The organism is Pseudomonas sp. S2_A02, assembly GCF_054668495.1.
On the sequence record NZ_CP162776.1, the window covers coordinates 69,793 to 90,551 of the forward strand.

The following is a 20,759-nucleotide window of genomic DNA, read 5'->3' on the forward strand; positions in this document are numbered from 1 at the left end:
ATGGATGTTGGCTGATAGACCGCTTTCGCGAGCAAGCCCGCTCCCACAATGGATCTACGTTTCAATTATTCAATTCAGGGAGGTCACGAAACTGCTCCAGTGCCTCGGGATTGGCCAGTGCATCGGTGTTTTTCACTTTCTGGCCATGCACCACATTCCTCACCGCCAGCTCGACCACCTTGCCACTGATGGTTCGCGGAATGTCCGTCACCGCGACAATCTTCGCCGGCACATGCCGTGGTGTGGTGTTGGCGCGGATGACTTGGCGAATCTGTTGTTGCAACGCTTCGTCCAGCTCAACGCCGTCGCGCAGTTTCACGAACAGCACCACTCGCACGTCATCCTGCCATTGCTGGCCGATGGCGACGCTGTCCAGCACCTGCGGGACTTTCTCCACCTGACGATAGATTTCCGCCGTGCCGATCCGTACGCCGCCGGGGTTGAGCACCGCGTCGGAGCGACCGTGGATCAGCATCCCTCCATGGGGCAGTTGCTCGGCATAATCGCCTTGGGCCCAGACGCCGGGGAACAGGCTGAAATAGGACTTTCGCAGTTTCTCCCCATCCGGGTCATGCCATAGCCCGATGGGCATCGCCGGAAAATGTCGGGTACACACCAATTCACCTTTTTCCCCGATCACAGGCTGCCCGGCGTCGTTCCAGACTTCGACCGCCATGCCCAGGCCCTTGCACTGCATTTCGCCACGGCGTACCGGCAGGACCGGGTTACCGATCACAAAGCACGAAACGATATCGGTGCCGCCAGACATCGAGGACAGGCACAGGTCGGACTTGAACGTGCGATAGACGTAATCAAAGCTTTGCGGTGACAGCGCGGAACCGGTGGACAGCACGGTTTTCAGGCTGCTCAGGTCATGACTTTCGCACGGCTTCACGCCATTGCTTTCCAGCGCGGTGAGGAACTTGGGACTGGTGCCGAAGACGTTGATGCGTTCGTCGTCGATCAGATCGATCAAGCGCTCCGGGCCCGGATGAAACGGCGAGCCGTCATACAGCACAACGGCGCTGTCGACTGCCAGGGCCGAGACCAGCCAGTTCCACATCATCCAACCGCACGTGGTGTAGTAGAACAAGCGATCGCCGGGGCCGAGATCGGTGTGCAGACCATGTTCCTTGACGTGTTGCAGCAGCACGCCGCCGGTGCTGTGAACAATGCACTTCGGCACGCCGGTAGTGCCACTGGAATAGAGGATGTACAGCGGATGAGCGAACGGCACGGGAACGAATTGCGGCTCGCCGCCCGGGTCGTAGAAATCGTCCCACAGCGTCACGTTGGCCTGACAGTGAAAATCCTTGATGCGCGTCTGGGGGCGCGCGTAAGGCACAACGATCAACTGCTGCAACGACGACAGTTGCCCGAGGATTTCATTGACCTTGTCGGTCTGGTCGATTTCTTTTCCGGCGTAGCGGTAACCGGCGCAGGTGATCAGCACTTTCGGCTCGATCTGGCCGAAGCGGTCGATCACCCCGTGGGTACCGAAATCTGGCGAGGAACAAGACCAGATCGCGCCCAGACTGGTGGTGGCGAGCATGGCCACCAGGGTTTGCCAGGTGTTCGGCATGCACGCCGCCACACGGTCGCCGAGGCCGACACCGGCGGCTATCAGGCCGCTTTGAAAACCGGCGACGTGGCCCGCCAGTTCGGCCCAGGTCAATTGTTCCCGTTGGCCGTTTTCACCGATGGCCACCACCGCCACGGCATCGTCGCGACGGCGCAGCAGGTGCTCGGCGAAATTCAGGGTGGCGCCGGAGAACCACTGGGCGCTGGGCATTTGCGTGCCCTCTATCAGCACCGCGTCCGGTTGATCGTGAAAACGGATGTCGAAGAAATCGACGATGGCCTGCCAGAAAGCTTCCCGCTGATCGATGCTCCACTGGTGCAGGGCAGGGTAGTCGGCGATCTCAAGGGTATGTCGCTGATTGACGAAACGCCGGAAGGCTTCCATGCGGGTCTTGCCGATGCGCTCGGTGCCGGGTTGCCAGAGGATGTCGGACATGGCTTGGCCTCTCTCGTTCCCACGCTCTGCGTGGGAATGCCTCAATGGACGCTCTGCGTCCGCTTTGGGACGCAGAGCGTCCCGGGCTGCATTCCCACGCAGAGCGTGGGAACGATCATGCAGGCTAGCGGCGGGTTACTGCGCCAACCACCCACCATCAATATTCCACGCCGCGCCACGCACCTGGCTACCGGCCTCGCTGCATAAAAACAGCACCAACTCACCCAGTTGCGGCGGTGTCACGAACTCCAGGGACGGCTGTTTCTCGGCCAGCAAATCATGTTGCGCCTGCTGCGGGTCGATCCCGGTCGCGGCGCGATCATCGATCTGCTTCTGCACCAGCGGCGTCAGCACCCAACCCGGGCAGATGGCGTTGCAGGTGACGTTTGTCGTAGCGGTTTCCAGACCGACCACTTTGGTCAGGCCGATCACGCCATGCTTGGCCGCAACGTACGCCGCTTTGCCCACCGAACCGACCTGACCATGCACCGAAGCGATGTTGATGATCCGTCCCCAGCCCTTGGTGCGCATCCCCGGCAAACTCAAACGGGTGCTGTGAAACACCGACGACAGGTTGATCGCAATGATCGAATCCCAGCGCTCCACCGGAAAATCTTCCACCGACGCCACGTGCTGGATGCCCGCGTTGTTGACCAGGATATCCACGCCGCCGAACTCACGCTCGGCGTACTCGATCATGTCGGCGATCTGCGCCGGGTCGCTGACGTCGGCGGGGTGATGGCCGACTTTGCCGCCGAATTTTTCGATTTCAGCAACCACTGAAGACGCATCGCCGAAGCCGTTGAGAACCAGGTTGGCGCCAGCCTTGGCCAGGCTCAGGGCGATTCCCAGACCGATGCCGCTGGTGGAACCGGTGACCAGTGCGGTCTTGCCCGAAAGAGTCGTCATGAATACCTCACACAATGCCAGTGGCGTAGAAAGTACCGATCACCACAAAAACAGCGAGTGTCTTGATCAGCGTAATACAGAAAATGTCTTTGTAGGCCTCGCGGTGGGTCAAACCGGTAACCGCCAGCAAAGTAATCACCGCGCCGTTGTGCGGCAAGGTGTCCATGCCGCCACTGGCCATCGCGGCGACCCGGTGCAGCACTTCCAGCGGAATATTGGCGGCGTGGGCGGCGCTGATGAACGTCTCGGACATCGCCGCCAGGGCAATGCTCATGCCGCCTGACGCCGAACCGGTGATGCCGGCCAGCAGGGTCACGGTAATCGCTTCGTTGACCAGCGGGTTGGGAATGCTTTTGAGCCAGCCGGACAGCACCAGGAAACCCGGTAGCGACGCGATCACTGCACCGAAACCGTATTCCGACGCGGTGTTCATCGCCGCCAGCAGCGCGCCGCTGACCGCACTTTTACTGCCTTCGGCCAACTTGCCGCGAATCGTCTGAAAGGCGAACACCAGCACCATGACGATGCCTACCAACAAGGCTGCCTGGACCGCCCAGATCGCCGTCAGTTTGGCGATGTCGGTGGTCACCGGTGCTGCCATGCCTGGCAACGAGAGGCTGTGAGTCTTGCCGTACCACAGCGGAATCCAGCGGGTGAACAGCAGGTTCATCAGGCCCACCATCAACAGCGGCGAGAGCGCGATCCACGGGTTGGGCAGCTTGATGTCCGGCGCGGTTTCCGGTTCGTTGCGCAGCTCCGAACCATAACCTTCACCGCTGCGCTGGGCCTTGTTGCGTTGGCGCTGAAGGAACAGCATGCCGGCGCAGAATACGAAAATCGTGCCGATCACACCCAGCCACGGTGCCGCCCAGGCGGTGGTGTTGAAGAAGGTGCTGGGGATGATGTTCTGGATCTGCGGCGTGCCGGGCAGGGCATCCATGGTGAACGAGAACGCGCCTAGGGCGATGGTCGCCGGGATCAGGCGTTTGGGAATATTGCTCTGGCGGAACATCTCGGCGGCAAACGGGTAGACCGCAAACACCACCACAAACAGCGACACGCCGCCGTAAGTGAGCAGGGCGCAGACCAACACGATCACCAGCATCGCCTGACGAGTGCCGAGCAAACGAATCGCCGCTGCGACGATGGAGCGGGAGAAGCCCGACAACTCGATCAGCTTGCCGAACACGGCACCGAGCAGGAACACCGGGAAATACAGTTTGACGAAGCCGACCATTTTTTCCATGAACACCCCGGTGAAGACTGGGGCAACGGCGGAAGGGTCGGTGAGCAGGACGGCGCCGAGGGCGGCGATCGGGGCAAAGAGGATAACGCTGTAGCCACGGTAAGCAGCCACCATCAACAGCGTGAGGGCTGCCAAGGCAATGATCACACTCATGGTGTGTCTCCTTCGATTGTTATTTTTGTAGGGTGAAGCTTTGTGGGAGGGGCTGTAGCGAGTTTCGTGCCAGTCAATTAACACATTGAAATGTAAAGAGATTATTTGTTTTGTGCGCTGAGTTTTATTTATTTATCTCTATTTTGAGACTTCTATTGGCGGGTCTGACCCTTTCGCGAGCAAGCCCGCTCCCACAGTTTGACCGAGTCGCTCAGAGGAACGCGGTCGAATGTGGGAGCGGGCTTGCTCGCGAAGAGTGCGCAGCGCTCAGGAGGCCATATCTAATAATTGAGATTTCTGTCTCTTTATTGAGACTCCGCAATCCCTAGCGCCACCATCTTCTTGTACAACGTCGACCGCCCCAGCCCCAACCGAGCCGCCGCTTCGATCACCTTCCCGCCGCATTGCGCGAGGGTGGATTCAATCAATTGCCGATCAAACCGTTCGCGAGCCTCACTGAAAGTTTCATGGGCCGCCGGCTCAATGGCCAAGGGCGCCACACGCTGCACCGGGGTAAAACTGCCAATCGCCGCGCGGATATCTGCCGCATTCAGCATCAAATCATCACTGAGCAACGCCGCGCGCTCCAGCACGTTGCGCAGTTCGCGGATGTTCCCCGGCCAGGCGTGTTGACCCAACAAATCCAGGGCTTCGGAGTTCAGTTCATGTTGACTGCGCAACTCTTCGAGAATCGCTTCACTGAGGGCCGGCAGGTCGTCGAGGCGATCACGCAGGGGCGGGACCTGAATCGGCAGCACGTTGAGGCGGTAATACAAGTCGGCACGAAACTCCCCGCGTTTGATCGCAGCTTCCAGATCGGTGGAGGTGGCCGCGATCACTCGCACATCGCTCTGGATCACTTCGTTGGAGCCCACCGGCTCGAATTCCTTTTCCTGCAGAACCCGCAGCAACTTGCTTTGCAGAGGCAGCGGCATGTCGCCGATCTCATCGAGAAACAGCGTGCCGCCCTGAGCGATTTGCAACTTGCCGGTGCGGCCCTTGCGATCGGCGCCGGTGAACGCGCCGGGTGCGGTGCCAAAGAACTCGGCTTCCAGCAGCGATTCGGGAATCGCCGCGCTGTTGATGCTGACGAACGCTTTGTGCGCCCGAGGCGAGGCGCCGTGGATCGCTTGGGCCAGTAACTCCTTGCCGGTACCGGTTTCGCCGAGCAACAACACCGGAGACTCGGCACTGGCGCTGCGCCGGGCGCGGCGTTTGACTTCCAGGCTGGCGGCGCTGGTGCCGATGAAATGGGCGAAGTTGTACTTGGTCTGCCGCGCGCGCAGCAGCGAGCGGGTCGATGCCAGTTCTTCTTGCATGCTCAGATAGCGCTTGAGCATCGGCGACAGGCTGCGCAATTCGTCGAACAGGGCAAAACCGATGGCGCCGATCACCGCGCCGGCATCGTCGTGAATCGGCAGGCGCATCACCACCAGTGGTTCTTTGGGGGTGTCCTGCATGTCTAGCAGGATTGGTCGCCCGGTGCGTACCACCTCGCGCAACAGGCTGCCGGGGATCACGCTTTCACAGGCCCTGCCGATCGCACCTGCGGCCGACTCCAGACCGAAACGCCGGGCATAACGCTCGTTCATCCAGACGATGTTCGCGTCGCGGTCGACAATCACCGTGCCCTCGCTCGATTGCTCGATGATTTCGAACAGCGAACGGATCGCCAGGGTGCGAACGCGCTGGTAGTCCTTGAGGCTTTCGGTGGTGTCCATGGGGGCTGATCCTGATTAAGTATTGCCTGTGCTGGCCCAATCGCGGGCAAGCCCGCTCCCACAGGATTTGGGGTTGCCGCTGAATTTGGGCACGACATAAAACCTGTGGGAGCCGGGCTTGCCCGCGATGGCCGCGACGCGGTTCATCGGCGTACACGGGATTATGCCTACCCCGGACGCGCCGCCGCCAACAGCTCTTTGGTATACGGATGCTGCGGCGAATCGAACACGTCGTGGCTGGCGCCGCTTTCCACCACTTTGCCATCCTTGATCACGATCATGTCGTGGGCCAGGGCGCGCACCACCGCCAGGTCGTGGCTGATGAACAGGTAGGTCAGGCCATGTTTCTCCTGAAGCTGACGGAGCAGGGCGACCACTTGTTTTTGCACCGTGCGATCCAGCGCCGAGGTCGGTTCGTCGAGCAGGATCAGCGCTGGCTTCAGCACCAGCGCGCGGGCAATGGCGATGCGCTGGCGTTGGCCGCCGGAAAATTCGTGCGGGTAGCGATCACGACTTTGCGGGTCGAGGCCGACTTCCGTCAGCGCCCGAATCACTTCGGCATTGCACTCGTCAGCGTTCAACTGGCTGTGCACCTCAAGGCCTTCACTGATGATCTGCGCCACCGACATTCGCGGGCTGAGACTGCCGAAGGGGTCCTGGAACACCACCTGCATCTTCTTGCGCCACGGTCGCAGCTGCTTTTGCGTCAAGCCATCCAGGGCCTCACCCTGAAAGCGAATGCTGCCTTCGGAATCGAGCAAGCGCAGGATTGCCTGACCGAGCGTGGACTTGCCCGAACCGGACTCGCCGACGATGCCCAACGTCTTGCCGCGCTGGACGTTCAGGCTGATGCCATCCACCGCGCGCAGGTAAGTTTTACGCTGAAACAGGCCACCACCGATGGCGAACTGCACCTGCAGATTATCCACTTCCAGCACTTTTTCGCGCTCGTCCCGGGGCAGGGCTTCGCCTTCCGGTTCGGCGTTCAATAGTACGCAGCTGTAAGGATGTTTCGGCTTGGTGAACAGTGTTTCGCAGGGCGCCTGCTCGACGATTTCCCCGACGTGCATCACACACACTCGCTGAGCAATGCTGCGCACCAGATTGAGGTCGTGACTGATCAGCAGCAGCGACATGCCGAGCCGCTGTTGCAGGGATTTGAGCAGCAGCAGGATCTTGCGCTGCACTGTCACATCCAGCGCAGTGGTCGGCTCATCGGCGATCAGCAATTCCGGCTCGCAGGCCAGAGCCATGGCGATCATCACCCGTTGTCGTTGGCCGCCGGACAGTTGATGGGGATAGGCCTTGAGCCGCTCTTCGGGTTTCTGGATGCCCACCAGTTGCAGCAACTCGAGAATCCGCGCTTGCGCCGCTTTGCCGCCCAGCCCCTTATGCAGCAGCAGGGTTTCGCCGATCTGCTTTTCAATGCTGTGCAGCGGGTTGAGGGATGTCATCGGCTCCTGGAAGATCATCGCAATCCGGTTGCCGCGCAGCTCGCGCAAAACCTTGACGTCGGCGCCAATCAGTTCCTGGCCGCGATAGCGAATGCTGCCGGTGGTTTCAGTGCCGGTCTCGGGCAGCAGTTGCAGGATCGAGTGGGCGGTCACCGACTTGCCGCAACCCGACTCGCCGACCAGCGCCAGGCATTCGCCAGGGCGGATGTCCAGGCACAGGTTGCGCACCACGGTCTGGCCGCTGAAGGCCACGCTGAGGTCACGGATTTCGATCAGGTTGTCAGTCATATCAACAGTCCGCGTCATGGTTATCGATCAAGAGCGTGGATCAAAGGCATCACGCAACGCCTCGCCAATGAACACTAGTAAAGAAAGAATCAACGCCAGGGTGAAAAACGCCGTCAGCCCCAGCCACGGTGCTTGCAGGTTCTGCTTGCCTTGACCGATCAACTCACCCAGGGACGCACTGCCGGCCGGCATGCCGAAGCCGAGAAAATCCAGCGCCGTGAGGGTGGAAATTGCCCCGGTCAAAATGAACGGCAGATAACTCAGGGTGGCGTTCATCGCGTTGGGCAGAATGTGCCGCACGATCACCTTGCGATCGGTCAGGCCCAGCGCACGGGCGGCCTTGACGTATTCCAGGTTGCGCCCGCGCAGGAACTCGGCGCGCACCACGTCCACCAGGGCCAGCCAGGAAAACAGCGCCATGATCCCTAGCAGCCACCAAAAATTTGGCTCAACGAAGCCCGAAAGAATGATCAGCAGGTACAGCACCGGCAGCCCGGACCAGACTTCCAGCAAGCGCTGACCGATCAGGTCGACCCAACCACCGTAATAGCCTTGCAGCGCACCGGCGGCGATGCCGATCAGCGCGCTGATGAAAGTCAGCGCCAGCGCGAACAGAATCGACACCCGCGCGCCGAAAATCACCCGGGCCAACACGTCGCGAGCCTGATCGTCGGTGCCCAGCCAATTGACCTTCGACGGCGGGCTCGGTGCTGGTTGATTGAGGTCGTAATTGGGTGTGTCGTCGCTGAACGGGATCGGCGGAAACAGCATCCAGCCGCCGTCCTTGTGAATCAGCTTCTGCACGTAATCGCTGCGATAGTCGGCCTGGAATGGCAATTGCCCACCGAACTCCTGCTCGGTGTGGCGTTTGAGCGCCGGGAAGTACAGCAAGCCCTGATAACTGACCATCAGCGGTTTGTCATTGGCGATCAGCTCACCGCCCAGGGTCAGCAGGAACAGGCCAATAAACAACCACAGCGACCACCAGCCCCGGCGGTTTTTCTTGAAACGCTCGAAACGGCGACGGCCCAGCGGCGAGAGCTTGAACATCAGGCGTTCCTCGCGGCGAAGTCGATACGCGGGTCGACCAGGGTGTAGCAAAGGTCGCCGATGATTTTTATCAGCAGGCCGAACAAGGTGAAGATGAACAGCGAACCGAATACCACCGGATAGTCCCGTGACACCGCGGCTTCGTAACTCATGCGACCTAACCCGTCGAGGGAGAAGATCACTTCGATCAGCAGCGAGCCGGCGAAAAAGACACTGATGAAGGCCTGCGGAATCCCCGACACCACCAGCAGCATCGCGTTGCGAAACACATGGCCGTAAAGCACCCGGCGTTCGCTCAAGCCCTTGGCCCGGGCGGTGACCACATACTGGCGAGTGATTTCATTGAGGAAGGAGTTCTTGGTGAGGATGGTCAGGGTCGCGAAACCGCCGACCACCAGCGCCGTCACCGGCAGCACCAGGTGCCAGAAGTAGTCAGCGATTTTGCCCAGGGTCGACAGCGACTCGAAATTGTCCGAGACCAGGCCACGCACCGGGAACCAGTTCAATGAGGTGCCGCCGGCGAAGACCACAATCAGGAACATCGCGAACAGGAACGCCGGCATGGCGTAACCGATGATGATCGCGGTGCTGCTCCAGATATCGAAATGGCTGCCGTGGTGCACAGCCTTGCGGATGCCCAGAGGGATCGACACCAGATAAGTGATCAGCGTGGCCCAGAGCCCGAGGGAAATGGTCACCGGCATCTTTTCCAGAATCAGGTCGGTGACCGTGGCACCACGGAAAAAGCTTTTGCCGAAGTCGAGGCGGGCATAGCTCTTGAGCATCAGCCACAGACGTTCTGGCGCCGGCTTATCGAAGCCGTATTGTTTTTCGATCTCTTTGATCAACTGCGGGTCGAGTCCACGACTGGCACGCGAACTGCCTTGCAGGGCTTCGCTGGAACCGCCGCCGACATTCGCTCCGCCGATGCCTTGCAGGTGGGCGATGGCTTGCTCTACCGGACCGCCCGGCGCAGCCTGGACGATGACGAAATTGACCAGAAGAATGATCACCAGTGTCGGAATGATCAGCAGCAAGCGCCGCAGTACGTAAGCCCACATCAGTGTGGCCCTCCGGGTTTGCCGCGTTTGATGAGCTCGGCAGTCATCTGGTGGTTGGTCAAGGGAGTGGAGCTCACTTCCCACCAACTCTCGATGGCTTCGTCATTGCTAGCTTGCACAGAGGGAATGCCGAAGCGGTTCCACCACACGGTCGAGCTGCCTGGCGGGTAATAATTCGGAATCCAATAGAAATTCCATTGCAGTACACGGTCCAGGGCATGGGCGTAGCGCAGCATGTCAGTCTGGGTGGTGGCGCGAACCAGGCCGTTGATCAGCGTATCGACCGCTGGGTTCTTCAGCACCATGTAGTTGTTGGAGCCAGGATCGTTGGCCGCCGCCGAGCCAAAGTAGTTGTACAGCTCGTTGCCCGGCGAAGTGGTAACCGGGTAGCCGGTGACGATCATGTCGTAATCCCGGGACATCAGGCGGTTTATGTACTGGGAGGCGTCGATGCGGCGAATATTCAGGTCGATGCCGATTTGTTTCAGGGTGCGCTTATAAGGCAGCAGCAATCGGTCCATACCGTTCTGGCTGACCAGGAAGGTGAAGCTCAGCGATTGACCTTGGGCATTGACCAGTTGATCACCATCGGGTTTCCAGCCGGCCTGTTCGAGCAAGTCCAGGGCTTGCAGCTGTTTGTCGCGAATCATACCGCTACCGTCAGTTTTCGGGGCCTCGAAGACCTGGGTGAAGACTTCGTCGGGGATCTGCCCGCGCAGCGGCTCGAGAATCGCCCGCTCACCGGCGTCGGGCAGTTGCCGGGCGGCGAGGTCGGTATTGGAAAAGTAGCTCTGCTGGCGGATGTAGAGGTCGCGCATCATCTGCCGGTTGCTCCATTCGAAATCCCAGAGCATGGTCAGGGCCTGGCGCACACGGCGGTCCTGGAACATCGGGTTTTGCAGGTTGAACACAAACCCCTGGGCCGTTTGCGGTGCCTCTTTGGCCAAGTGGGCTTTTTGCAGGCGACCGTCGCTCAGGGCCGGGCTTTCGTAGCCTATGGAGTAGGCGGTGGCGGAGAATTCGCGGTTGTAATCGTAGGCGCCGCCACGCAGCACCTGACGGGCAACGTCGGTATCGCCGAAGTATTCGATGCTGAAATGATCGAAGTTATAGAGGCCGCGACTGACTGGTAGATCTTTGCCCCACCAGTCGGCGTTACGCTCGAAGGTGATGCTGCGCCCGGAGTCGACCTTGTTCACGCGATACGGCCCGCTGCCCAGAGGTGGCTCGTAACCACCGCCGTTGGCAAAGTCGCGGGTTTTCCACCAGTGCTCGGGAAGTACCGGCAAGGTCGCGAGGTCGAGGGGCAGGGTGCGATTTTCGTTGCTCTTGAAGTCGAACCGAACGACAAGGGGTGACTCTACCTCGACGCCTTTGATGTCGGCGAATTGTGTGCGATAGCGCAGGCTGCCCTGGGTCATCAGCAGGTTGAAGGTGTAGCGCACGTCTTCAGCGGTGATCGGCTTGTCATCGGCGAAACGGGCCTTTGGATTCAGATAGAAACGCAGGGACAAACCATCGTCGGAGCGCTCCATCTGCTGGGCTACAAGGCCATAAACGGTATAGGGCTCGTCCAGCGAACGCTGGGCCAGGGGCGAGTAGATCAAACCGTCGATCTGCGTGACACCCGTGCCCTTGTCGATGTACGGCAGGATATGGTCGAAATGGCCGATTTCCATCGCCGAGCGACGCATCGTGCCGCCCTTGGGCGCTCGCGGGTTGGTGTAGGCGAAATGGCTGAAGCCCGCGGGATACTTCGCCGGTTCACCGTACACGGTCAACGCATGTTGCGGTGCAGCGTTCACACCGGCGGCGCCCAATAACAGGGCCACGGCAGTGAACAACAAAGTGGGGAAAACCAGTCGCATTGTCAGCCTTAGAGCCGGGTGGTCGATAACCACAATTTGTACGCTAGCGGCGCGTCCCTCGCCAGCCGTATCACGCAACGAAAACACAACGGCCCACCAAAAGGCGGGCCGTTATGTAGCAAACTCAAGGGATGATCAGTCCTGACGGCTGGTCACTTCCAGCAGGTGGTAACCGAACTGGGTCTTGACCGGGCCTTGTACAACGTTGATCGGTGCGCTGAAGACCACGGTGTCGAATTCCTTGACCATCTGGCCTGGACCGAACGAACCCAGATCACCGCCCTGGCGGCTGGACGGGCAGCTGGAGTTGGCTTTAGCGACTTCGGCGAAGTCGGCACCGGCCTCGATCTGGGCTTTGAGTTCGTTGCACTTTTCTTCGCTGGAAACCAGGATGTGACGGGCAGTGGCTTTGGCCATGGGAAAATACTCCATTCAATGTTCAATAAAGTGCGGAGCCTACCGGATTCAGTGGGCTATTTCTCTCTCAAAGTTCCGTGAATATCGCGTGGCATCGTGGCATTGCTCAAAGGCCGGCATTTCTCAAGCGTTCGGCATGCTGGACATACAGGGAAATGGGGTCAATGCCCTGACCGGTTGTCTGGCCCAGGCTGTCCAAATGATCCAGCGGATAGTCTGAACGGATCACTTTACCCAGATGGGCGCTGAATCGGCCGACCATGCCGTCATTCTGCTCGGCTTCGGTGGTGAAATAGTGGGAGAAGGCCCGGAGGAATCCGTGCAGCGGATTGAGTGCATGGAGCCCCTCATCGAGAATGTTTCCCTGCAGAATGCCGCTCCAGGAATAGTAGTGCACGCCGTTCACCAATTCGCGGCCCTTGCCGCCCCAGGTTTTCGGTAATCCTTGCGGGTATTTGTCGTTGAATGCGCCGACACCTTCGGTGGTCAGTGCATTGAGCGCGGCGATGGCGTTCTGCGGCAGGTGCCGGCTGCCACTGAGCAGCGACAGGAAGTCGGCGAACAGGGTGGCCACCGCTCCGGCGACATGCTCCGGCAGGCGCCCGGGCGTCAGCGCCTTGCGCAGAAAGTCGGCCAGTTCCGAGCCATGGTTCGGCCCGCTGACCGATGTCACCGAAGCGACCGTCTCCGGCGTCAGCGCCCCCGCATACCGTGCAGCCAGTGCCCCTTGACTGTGACCGATCAGGTTGACTTTGCTTGCACCGGTTCCTTGCAATACCCGGTCGATCTGCGCCAACAGTTGTTCGCCGCGGGTTTCATTGCTGTGGGTGGCTGACAGGTGTGGGATGAAAACTCTCGCGCCGGCACTTCTCAGGGCCAGTTTGACGTCATGGAACAGTTCCTGATTGCCGATGCGATCGAAGCCGAAGAGTCCGTGGACCAGCAGGATCGGATACTGAGTGGTTGCATTCCGTAGCATATACATTCCTTTTCCGCAGTAAGTCAGGTGTGTGCTCAAGGGGGCACTCTAAAGCACACCACCCGCACGGCGATGTATGAAAAAGCCGCTGTAACCTGATGAAAACGGAATAGAAATGGTACGAAAGTTCGGATGAACATGAGGTCTTGGTCGGAATATCCGGACATCTTTTTAACGATGACTGCACGTTTCTTCACAATGACCTACCTATGAAATGTCCTTTTACCGTGCAAACCGACGCGATTGTCCGGCAGCGTGAATCAGTACCGTGGGTTTCAATAGGCTTCGTTCGATGCCGACCTCAAGGCGGCATTTATTCCAAGGACTGGAGCGCTGAATGGCTACTTATGAAGCAGGTAACTTGAATGTTGTAGAGCAATGTTTGGCGGCACCACAGCTGGATCAGGCGGATAACGCCACGCTCGATCCGTCCGACAATAAGGCCATTATCACCGTCGTGCCGTACCCGGACATGGCTTGCGGAGACAAGCTGGAAATACTCTGGTCAGGTATCGACTCAGAGGGTGTTGCGTATTGGCATGAGGTGTCGCGTTTTGTCAGCGAAGCTCAGGTGGGCAGGGCGGTTGTCTTTAGCGTGTCGGGCGTACACATCGCCGCACTGGACGGTGGGTCACTAGAGATTTACTACATCCTCTACACTGCGCGCCTTCGTGAACCTGTGGAATCCGGGCGTTTATACCTGAACGTCGGTGATGCCCGGCCAGATTTATTGCCTGTGATTGTGGACGATGCGGTGGGCGGCACGCTCGATCCGGACAGAGTAACGCAGGGCGCGCGCGTAACGATCAGGCCGTATGCCCGGATGGCAGCTGGAGATCGGGTCTTGCTGTCCTGGGCAGGTGTTACGCCACTGGCGAGCTTCAATGACACATTGAAAATCGAATCCTTTGCAGTCGGCGGCGAACTATCGTTTTGGGTAAATCCCGACGGTATTGCACCCAATCTCGGGACAACCATCACGATCAGCTATTGCGTCGAGCAGAAGGGACAGGCGTCACGCTTCTCGGAGCCTGTAGCGCTGGTGATCGGCCCGCTGGAACGAGGCGCGCTTTTACCACCTACCGTGCTGGAAGCCGATGAGGGTTGGCTGGATCTGCAAGATGCGATCGATGGTGTCACTGTCGTGATCGACGATGCTCAGGCCGAAGAGGGGGAACTGGTCTATCTGAAATGTGACGGGGAGCATTTCAGTCATCGCGATGATCGTGAAGTTTCCAGGGAAATGGCCGGTCAACCGCTGGTCTTTATCGTTCCCTACAGGTTTTGGCGCGAGCATCAGGATATGACAGTCCGAGTAGCCTATTCGGTCGAGCGTCTTGACGATGCGAGCCAGCAGTCCGAAGCCACGCTGGTGCAAGTGCAGTCATAAACTGAATTAACGTCAACCGCCTTCCGGTTTTCGATTGAAAACCCGAAGGCGGGCATGGGTCACTTTGGCTGTTGAGTGTGGCGCTGCGTACGAAGTCGCTCAGCTGCCTGCAGCAACAATTGTTCCGTCCCGGTCCAGCCAAGGCAGCCGTCCGTTACCGACACCCCGTAACGCAGCGACGAACTCAATGGCTGGCAGCCTTCGAACAGATGGCTTTCAATCATCATGCCGACCAGCGAACGATCACCTTGCAGGCGTTGTTCAAGCACGTCGTTGAACACGGCTGGCTGACGCAATGGATCTTTACCGCTGTTGGCGTGGCTGCAGTCGACCATGATCCGTGCCGGAATCTTGAGTCTGGTCAAATCACTGTGCACTTGGGCGATGCTGTCGCGGTCGTAGTTCGGCCCGCAATGGCCACCACGCAGTACCAAGTGGGTGTCGGGGTTGCCCGGCGTCTGAATAATTGCAGGGTGCCCTTGGCTATCGACGCCGAAATGACGATGCGGATGGGCGGCCGAACGCATGGCGTCGCTGGCGACAGTCACACCGCCATCGGTACCGTTCTTGAACCCTACCGGCATGCTCAAGCCGCTGGCCATCTCCCTGTGGATCTGTGATTCGGTGGTACGGGCGCCAATCGCGACCCAGCTCAGCAGGTCGTCGAAGTAGCCGGCGGCCATCGGTTGCAGCAGTTCGGTGGCAATGGGCAAGCCCAGTTGGAGCATTTCGCGCATCAATTCGCGGGACAGCGTCAAACCACTCGCCATGTCGTCACTGCCATCCAGATGCGGGTCGTAGGCCAGTCCTTTCCAGCCAATTGTGGTGCGGGGTTTTTCGACGTAGGCGCGCATCACCAGCAGCATTTCATCGCTGACTTCGGCGGCCAGCCGGGCCAGGTTGGCGGCGTATTCGAGGGCTGAACGGGGGTCGTGAATCGAGCAAGGGCCGACGATGACCAGCAGACGGGAGTCTTCACCGTTGAGGATCGCGCGAACTGCCTGACGGTGGTCGGCGACTTGCCGGGTCAGGGCATTGCTGAGGGGTAATTGCTGTTTGAGCTGCAATGAGCTGGGCAGACGCAAGGTCAGCGCTTCATTGGCAGGGCTCAGGGTGGACAGCGGCAGAGCAGAGACGGACGAGTTCATATTCGGGCTTCCTGGGCTGGCGGCGGGTTCGTTCCCGCGCGCTCGGCCCTACTGGGGTGTTCGACAATTGGCCGGATTGGCTGCGTGTGTGTGCTTGCCACCTGTGGGTGACCGATCGGAGGCGGCAGGCTGTCCCGAGCGGAGGCTGGTAAATCGCCAGGCGGTAAAACTGTCGTAACGGTAATAAGTGGCGTAGTTCATGTCGTGAATCCTCAAATTGTCTGGTTGACGCTAAAAATGTATGCAGCTAAATGCAGGGAGCTGAAAAAACAAAACCCCCGGTCGGGGAGCCGACCGGGGGTTGAGAATTCTCTGGTGGCGACCCGTTTAAATTGGGCGCCGTGTGGGTATCAGGCGCGCCAGTGGCTAAACCAATACCCAAAATAAAAGCTGACCGCAGCACAAACGTCATTCACCCGGGTAGCCGCAACCGAGCGCGGGGCGCTGGCGGTACGAAGCTGTGAGAGGGCGTTGAGCATGGTCTGTCTCCGATGAATGCGCCGAGCTTACTAGAGGCCGGTGCGCGGATTCAATCAGAAAATGCTATCGATGATCATGGGCTTTTCTATCGCTTGAGTACGTCGGGGGTTGTGACACACTTTGCGCTGCGCCCAACTACCACAATGTCACAAGGACGAACCATGACGACACTGACCATTGCCGCCGCTCAATCGATCTCCATCGCCGGTGATCTTGCCGCCAACATGGCCTGGCATCGGCGCTTCATGCAGGTTGCTGCGGAGCAGGGCGTGCAATTGCTGGTGTTTCCGGAACTGTCTCTGACCGGGTACGAACGCGGCCTGGCAGCGGAGCTGGCCATAGCGCCAGACGCCGGGGTGCTGCAACCGCTGCGCGACTTCGCGCGGGAAGTCGGTGTGACCAGTGTCATTGGGATGCCGATTCGTCTGTCGGACGATTCGCCGGTATTGATCGGTGCCCTGGTATTGGGTGCCGATGGTTCGCTTGGTGTTTACAGCAAACAGCATCTGCACCCGGGCGAGGAAGTGGCATTTGCCCCGGGAGCGGGCGGTTCGACATTAAAGATCGGTAGTGACACCGTCGCGCTAGCGGTGTGCGCCGATTTTTCTCACGCCAGTCACGCGGCAGCCGCGGCACGGCAGGGCGCTGATCTTTATGCTGCGGGCGTGCTGATCACAGAAAACGGCTACGCTCCAGATACCGCACTGTTGCAAGGCTATGCTTGCACTCACTCGATGGCGGTTCTGATGGCCAACCATGGTGGCGCGACGGGTGGCTGGGAGTCGGCAGGGCGCAGTGCAATCTGGGCGGCGGACGGAACGTTGATTGTGGCTGCGCCGGGTACGGGGAACCTTATGGTCGTTGCTCGTCGCAATGCTGATGGTTGGAAAGGGCAAATCGTCGCTGTGGCGGAGGCTTGAATGGGTTTCGAATTGCGTCCGGCAACACCTCGGGACCTGGACTTTGCTCGTGACCTGACTTGTCGAAATATGCTTCGCTACTACATTCAACATGAACTGTTGTGGCTGGACGAGGCCTTTGATGTCGCCTGGGAGGGACGCGAAAACTGGCTGATTGTGCGTGATGACACGTTGATGGGGTATGTCAGTCTGAGCCGCGACGCTAGTGCCTTGTATATCCGCGAATTGCATTTATTAGCAGCGTACCAGGGGCAGGGCGCCGGTTCCTGGGCGATCGATCAGGTATTCGCCATGGCGTGCAAGGAGCGACGCCCGGCATTGCGTCTGACCGTTTTTGAAAATAACCCGGCGAAAGTGCTCTACGAAAGAAAGGGCCTGAAGGTGGTCGGTAAAGACGAGTGTTTCCTGAGAATGCAGCGTGATATCAATGAACTGCATCGCTGAAACACACAGGTGGCAAGCCTTGCCAGATGAATTGATACTTTTTATATGCGGCTTGCCGCTAGGTCTGCCAGTTGCTTTTTGCTAAGGTGTCCGACAACCCAATAAGACCAAAACGCGAGGTGTCTGCTTGATTAGGGTGCTAGTAGTCGATGACCATGATCTCGTTCGTACAGGCATTACACGAATGCTGGCTGACATCGATGGCCTGCAAGTAGTCGGCCAGGCTGAGTCAGGGGAGGAATCCCTGCTTAAAGCGCGTGAGTTGAAACCCGATGTGGTGCTGATGGACGTCAAGATGCCCGGGATCGGCGGTCTTGAAGCCACGCGCAAATTATTGCGCAGTCATCCGGACATCAAAGTCGTCGCGGTCACCGTGTGCGAGGAAGATCCGTTTCCTACCCGACTGTTACAGGCAGGTGCCGCGGGTTACCTGACCAAGGGTGCCGGATTGCCGGAAATGGTCCAGGCCATTCGCCTGGTGTTTGCCGGGCAACGCTATATCAGCCCGCAGATTGCCCAGCAACTGGCGATCAAGTCGTTCCAGCCAACCAATGATTCGCCCTTCGACGCCTTGTCGGAGCGGGAAATCCAGATTGCGTTGATGATTGTCGGCTGTCAGAAGGTGCAGATCATTTCCGACAAACTGTGCCTGTCGCCAAAAACAGTGAATACCTACCGTTACCGTATTTTCGAGAAGCTTTCGATCAGCAGCGATGTCGAGTTGACGCTGCTGGCGGTTCGTCACGGCATGGTTGATGCCAGCCTCTGAAAATGACTGAAATATTCGATCCAAGTGCTTTTCTGTCGACGGTCAGTGGGCGGCCGGGCGTCTATCGCATGTTCGACAGCGATGCGCGGCTGCTTTATGTCGGCAAAGCCAAAAATCTCAAGAAGCGTTTGGCGAGTTACTTCCGCAAAGCCGGTCTTGCCCCCAAGACCGCTGCGCTGGTGGGCCGTATCGCCCAGGTCGAGACCACCATCACGGCCAACGAAACCGAGGCCTTGCTGCTTGAGCAGACGCTGATCAAGGAATGGCGTCCGCCGTACAACATCCTGCTGCGCGACGACAAATCCTACCCTTACGTCTTTCTCTCGGATGGCCAGTTCCCACGCTTGAGCATCCATCGGGGGGCGAAAAAGGCCAAGGGCAAATATTTCGGCCCTTATCCCAGCGCCGGTGCGATTCGCGAAAGCCTGAGTCTGCTGCAAAAGGCTTTTTTGTTCGCCAATGTGAAGACAGCTTTTACAAGAACCGCGCGCGACCTTGTCTGCAATACCAGATCAAACGCTGCAAGGCGCCGTGCGTGGGGCTGGTGGAGCCCGAGGTGTATGCCGAAGATGTACGCCACTCGGTGATGTTTCTTGAAGGCCGCAGCAACGCCCTGGCGGACGAGTTGTCTGCGGCCATGGAGGAGGCGGCGGTCAACCTTGAGTTCGAGCGTGCCGCCGAGCTGCGTGACCAGATCTCATTGCTGCGTCGGGTCCAGGACCAGCAGAGCATGGAAGGCGGGACGGGCGATGTCGATGTGATTGCGGCGTTCGTCAATCCAGGTGGCGCCTGCGTACACTTGATCAGCGTGCGCGGTGGCCGGGTGTTGGGGAGCAAGAACTTCTTTCCGCAGGTGGGTATTGAGGAAGACGTATCCGAAGTCATGGCGGCGTTTCTCGGCCAATACTTCATCAGCAGTCCTGAGCGCGACTTGCCGAGCGAGCTGATCGTCAACGTGGTTCACGAAGACTTTCCGACGCTGATCGCAGCCATCGAAGAGCTGCGCGGTCGTGAATTGACCATCAGCCATCGAGTGCGCGGCACACGAGCGCGCTGGCAGCAATTGGCGGTCACCAATGCCGAGCAAGCGCTGGGCGCACGTCTGGCTAATCGACAACACGTTGCGGCACGTTTCGATGCCTTGGCCGAAGTGCTGAAACTGGACGAGCCGCCGCAACGTCTCGAGTGCTACGACATCAGTCATTCCAGCGGCGAGGCCACTGTAGCGTCCTGTGTGGTGTTTGGCCCTGAAGGCCCGATCAAATCCGACTACCGCCGCTATAACATTGAAGGCGTCACCCCGGGCGATGACTATGCCGCGATGCACCAGGCCCTGACCCGACGCTTCAGCAAATTGAAGGACGGAGAGGGCAAGTTACCGGATATCTTGCTGGTCGACGGCGGTAAAGGTCAGCTGTCCATGGCGCGTGACGTGCTAAACGAATTGGCCGTGCCAGACCTGATTCTCTTGGGTGTGGCCAAGGGCGCGACGCGCAAGGCCGGTTTCGAAACCCTGTACCTCAACGACGCGGCCCATGAGTTCACCTTGCGCGGCGATTCCCCCGCGCTGCATTTAATTCAGCAGATTCGCGACGAAGCCCACCGTTTCGCCATTACCGGGCACCGCGCACGTCGTGGCAAAACTCGCCGCACGTCTACACTTGAGGGCGTTGCCGGTGTCGGACCGACACGTCGACGCGATTTGTTGAAACATTTTGGTGGATTGCAGGAGCTGTCTCGTGCCAGCATCGAAGAGATCGCCAAAGCACCCGGAATCAGCAAAAAGCTCGCAGAGTTGATTTATGCAAATCTGCACAGCGAGTAGAATGCCCAACTCACCTCGTAGCCAGTTGTGCCGATGAATATCCCTAATCTGATTACCGTTTTACGCGTCCTGCTCATCCCGATCTTCATTTTGCTGTTTTACTTGCCTTACCACTGGAGCTATTTGGCGTCCGCCTCGGTCTTCGCATTTGCCGCCGCGACCGACTGGCTCGACGGGTATCTGGCCCGTCGTCTGGAACAAAGCACACCGTTCGGGGCCTTCCTCGATCCTGTTGCAGACAAGCTGATGGTCGCCGTTGCGCTCGTTCTGCTGGTGCAAGAGCATGGCAACCTGTGGCTCACGCTGCCGGCCGCCGTTATCATCGGTCGCGAAATTGTCGTTTCGGCACTGCGCGAGTGGATGGCCGAACTCGGTGCCCGCGCCCATGTAGCGGTGTCAAACCTGGGCAAATGGAAAACTGCCGCGCAAATGCTGGCGCTGGTGATCCTGCTGGCCAACCCTTCGGACTTCACCTTCTGGGTCCTGATGGGTTACGCCTTGCTGCTGGTGTCTGCTGGCCTGACGTTGTGGTCCATGGTCCAATACTTACGGGCTGCCTGGCCGCATCTGAAGACGGACGTGGAAAAGAAATAAAACTTTTTTGAATCAAGGGGTTGACG

At 59.1% G+C, this 20,759-nt stretch carries 16 protein-coding genes and 1 pseudogene; 6 read left to right on the forward strand and 11 right to left on the reverse strand.

The window, feature by feature from the left end; all coding sequences use genetic code 11:
* Window positions 1-61: 61 nt before the first annotated feature.
* The 10 genes from AB4O41_RS00265 to AB4O41_RS00310 all read right to left on the reverse strand — a co-directional run bounded on the left by AB4O41_RS00265 (window position 62) and on the right by AB4O41_RS00310 (window position 13,163).
* The gene (locus tag AB4O41_RS00265) at window positions 62-2,017 is read right to left on the reverse strand and encodes an acetoacetate--CoA ligase (RefSeq protein ID WP_460145705.1); all 1,956 of its coding nucleotides are present in this window, start codon (window positions 2,015-2,017) and stop codon (window positions 62-64) included.
* Window positions 2,018-2,152: 135 nt separating this feature from the next.
* Entirely contained in the window at window positions 2,153-2,926 is a 774-nt protein-coding gene (hbdH, locus tag AB4O41_RS00270; RefSeq protein ID WP_460145706.1) for a 3-hydroxybutyrate dehydrogenase, read from the reverse strand.
* Window positions 2,927-2,933: 7 nt separating this feature from the next.
* Window positions 2,934-4,325, reverse strand: a complete 1,392-nt coding sequence (locus AB4O41_RS00275) for a GntP family permease (RefSeq protein WP_460145707.1) — start codon at window positions 4,323-4,325, stop codon at window positions 2,934-2,936.
* Between the two features lie 305 nt (window positions 4,326-4,630).
* Entirely contained in the window at window positions 4,631-6,046 is a 1,416-nt protein-coding gene (locus tag AB4O41_RS00280; RefSeq protein WP_460145708.1) for a sigma-54 interaction domain-containing protein, read from the reverse strand.
* A 167-nt stretch (window positions 6,047-6,213) separates the two neighbouring features.
* A complete protein-coding gene (locus AB4O41_RS00285; protein WP_460145709.1) occupies window positions 6,214-7,788 on the reverse strand; it encodes an ABC transporter ATP-binding protein in 1,575 nt (524 codons plus the stop codon).
* 27 nt (window positions 7,789-7,815) lie between these two features.
* Window positions 7,816-8,838, reverse strand: a complete 1,023-nt coding sequence (locus tag AB4O41_RS00290) for an ABC transporter permease (protein ID WP_460145710.1) — start codon at window positions 8,836-8,838, stop codon at window positions 7,816-7,818.
* Window positions 8,838-9,899 carry a microcin C ABC transporter permease YejB gene (locus AB4O41_RS00295; protein WP_123356746.1) on the reverse strand — a complete coding sequence of 354 codons (1,062 nt, stop codon included), beginning with the start codon at window positions 9,897-9,899 and terminating at the stop codon, window positions 8,838-8,840. The genes AB4O41_RS00290 and AB4O41_RS00295 overlap by 1 nt, the downstream gene beginning before the upstream one ends.
* Window positions 9,899-11,767 (reverse strand): extracellular solute-binding protein, encoded by a 1,869-nt coding sequence (locus tag AB4O41_RS00300; protein WP_460145711.1) that lies wholly within the window; start codon window positions 11,765-11,767, stop codon window positions 9,899-9,901. The genes AB4O41_RS00295 and AB4O41_RS00300 overlap by 1 nt, the downstream gene beginning before the upstream one ends.
* Window positions 11,768-11,902: 135 nt before the next feature.
* On the reverse strand, window positions 11,903-12,184 hold the full coding sequence (locus AB4O41_RS00305; RefSeq protein ID WP_007898306.1) for a peptidylprolyl isomerase: 282 nt from the start codon (window positions 12,182-12,184) through the stop codon (window positions 11,903-11,905).
* Window positions 12,185-12,290: 106 nt separating this feature from the next.
* Complete coding sequence (locus AB4O41_RS00310; protein WP_460145712.1) at window positions 12,291-13,163, reverse strand: esterase/lipase family protein; 873 nt, start codon at window positions 13,161-13,163, stop codon at window positions 12,291-12,293.
* A gap of 337 nt (window positions 13,164-13,500) precedes the next feature.
* Here AB4O41_RS00310 and AB4O41_RS00315 point away from each other — a divergent pair, with 337 nt between their 5' ends.
* Entirely contained in the window at window positions 13,501-14,553 is a 1,053-nt protein-coding gene (locus tag AB4O41_RS00315; RefSeq protein WP_460145713.1) for a hypothetical protein, read from the forward strand.
* A gap of 59 nt (window positions 14,554-14,612) precedes the next feature.
* On the opposite strand, the gene AB4O41_RS00320 is transcribed toward AB4O41_RS00315, so the two are convergent.
* Window positions 14,613-15,701, reverse strand: coding sequence for a 3-deoxy-7-phosphoheptulonate synthase (locus AB4O41_RS00320; protein ID WP_460145714.1), 1,089 nt, complete (start codon window positions 15,699-15,701; stop codon window positions 14,613-14,615).
* Window positions 15,702-16,342: 641 nt separating this feature from the next.
* On the opposite strand from AB4O41_RS00320, the gene AB4O41_RS00325 reads away from it, so the two are divergent.
* The 5 genes and pseudogenes from AB4O41_RS00325 to pgsA all read left to right on the forward strand — a co-directional run bounded on the left by AB4O41_RS00325 (window position 16,343) and on the right by pgsA (window position 20,733).
* Entirely contained in the window at window positions 16,343-17,101 is a 759-nt protein-coding gene (locus AB4O41_RS00325) for a carbon-nitrogen hydrolase family protein (protein ID WP_460145715.1), read from the forward strand.
* Window positions 17,102-17,545: a GNAT family N-acetyltransferase gene (locus tag AB4O41_RS00330; RefSeq protein WP_460145716.1), complete on the forward strand. Its 444-nt coding sequence runs from the start codon at window positions 17,102-17,104 to the stop codon at window positions 17,543-17,545.
* 127 nt (window positions 17,546-17,672) lie between these two features.
* Window positions 17,673-18,314, forward strand: a complete 642-nt coding sequence (gene gacA / locus AB4O41_RS00335) for a response regulator transcription factor GacA (protein ID WP_008015884.1) — start codon at window positions 17,673-17,675, stop codon at window positions 18,312-18,314.
* Between the two features lie 2 nt (window positions 18,315-18,316).
* Window positions 18,317-20,139 (forward strand): annotated as a pseudogene (uvrC, locus tag AB4O41_RS00340) (excinuclease ABC subunit UvrC).
* A 33-nt stretch (window positions 20,140-20,172) separates the two neighbouring features.
* Window positions 20,173-20,733, forward strand: a complete 561-nt coding sequence (pgsA, locus tag AB4O41_RS00345; RefSeq protein WP_052964322.1) for a CDP-diacylglycerol--glycerol-3-phosphate 3-phosphatidyltransferase — start codon at window positions 20,173-20,175, stop codon at window positions 20,731-20,733.
* The last annotated feature ends 26 nt before the right edge of the window (window positions 20,734-20,759 follow it).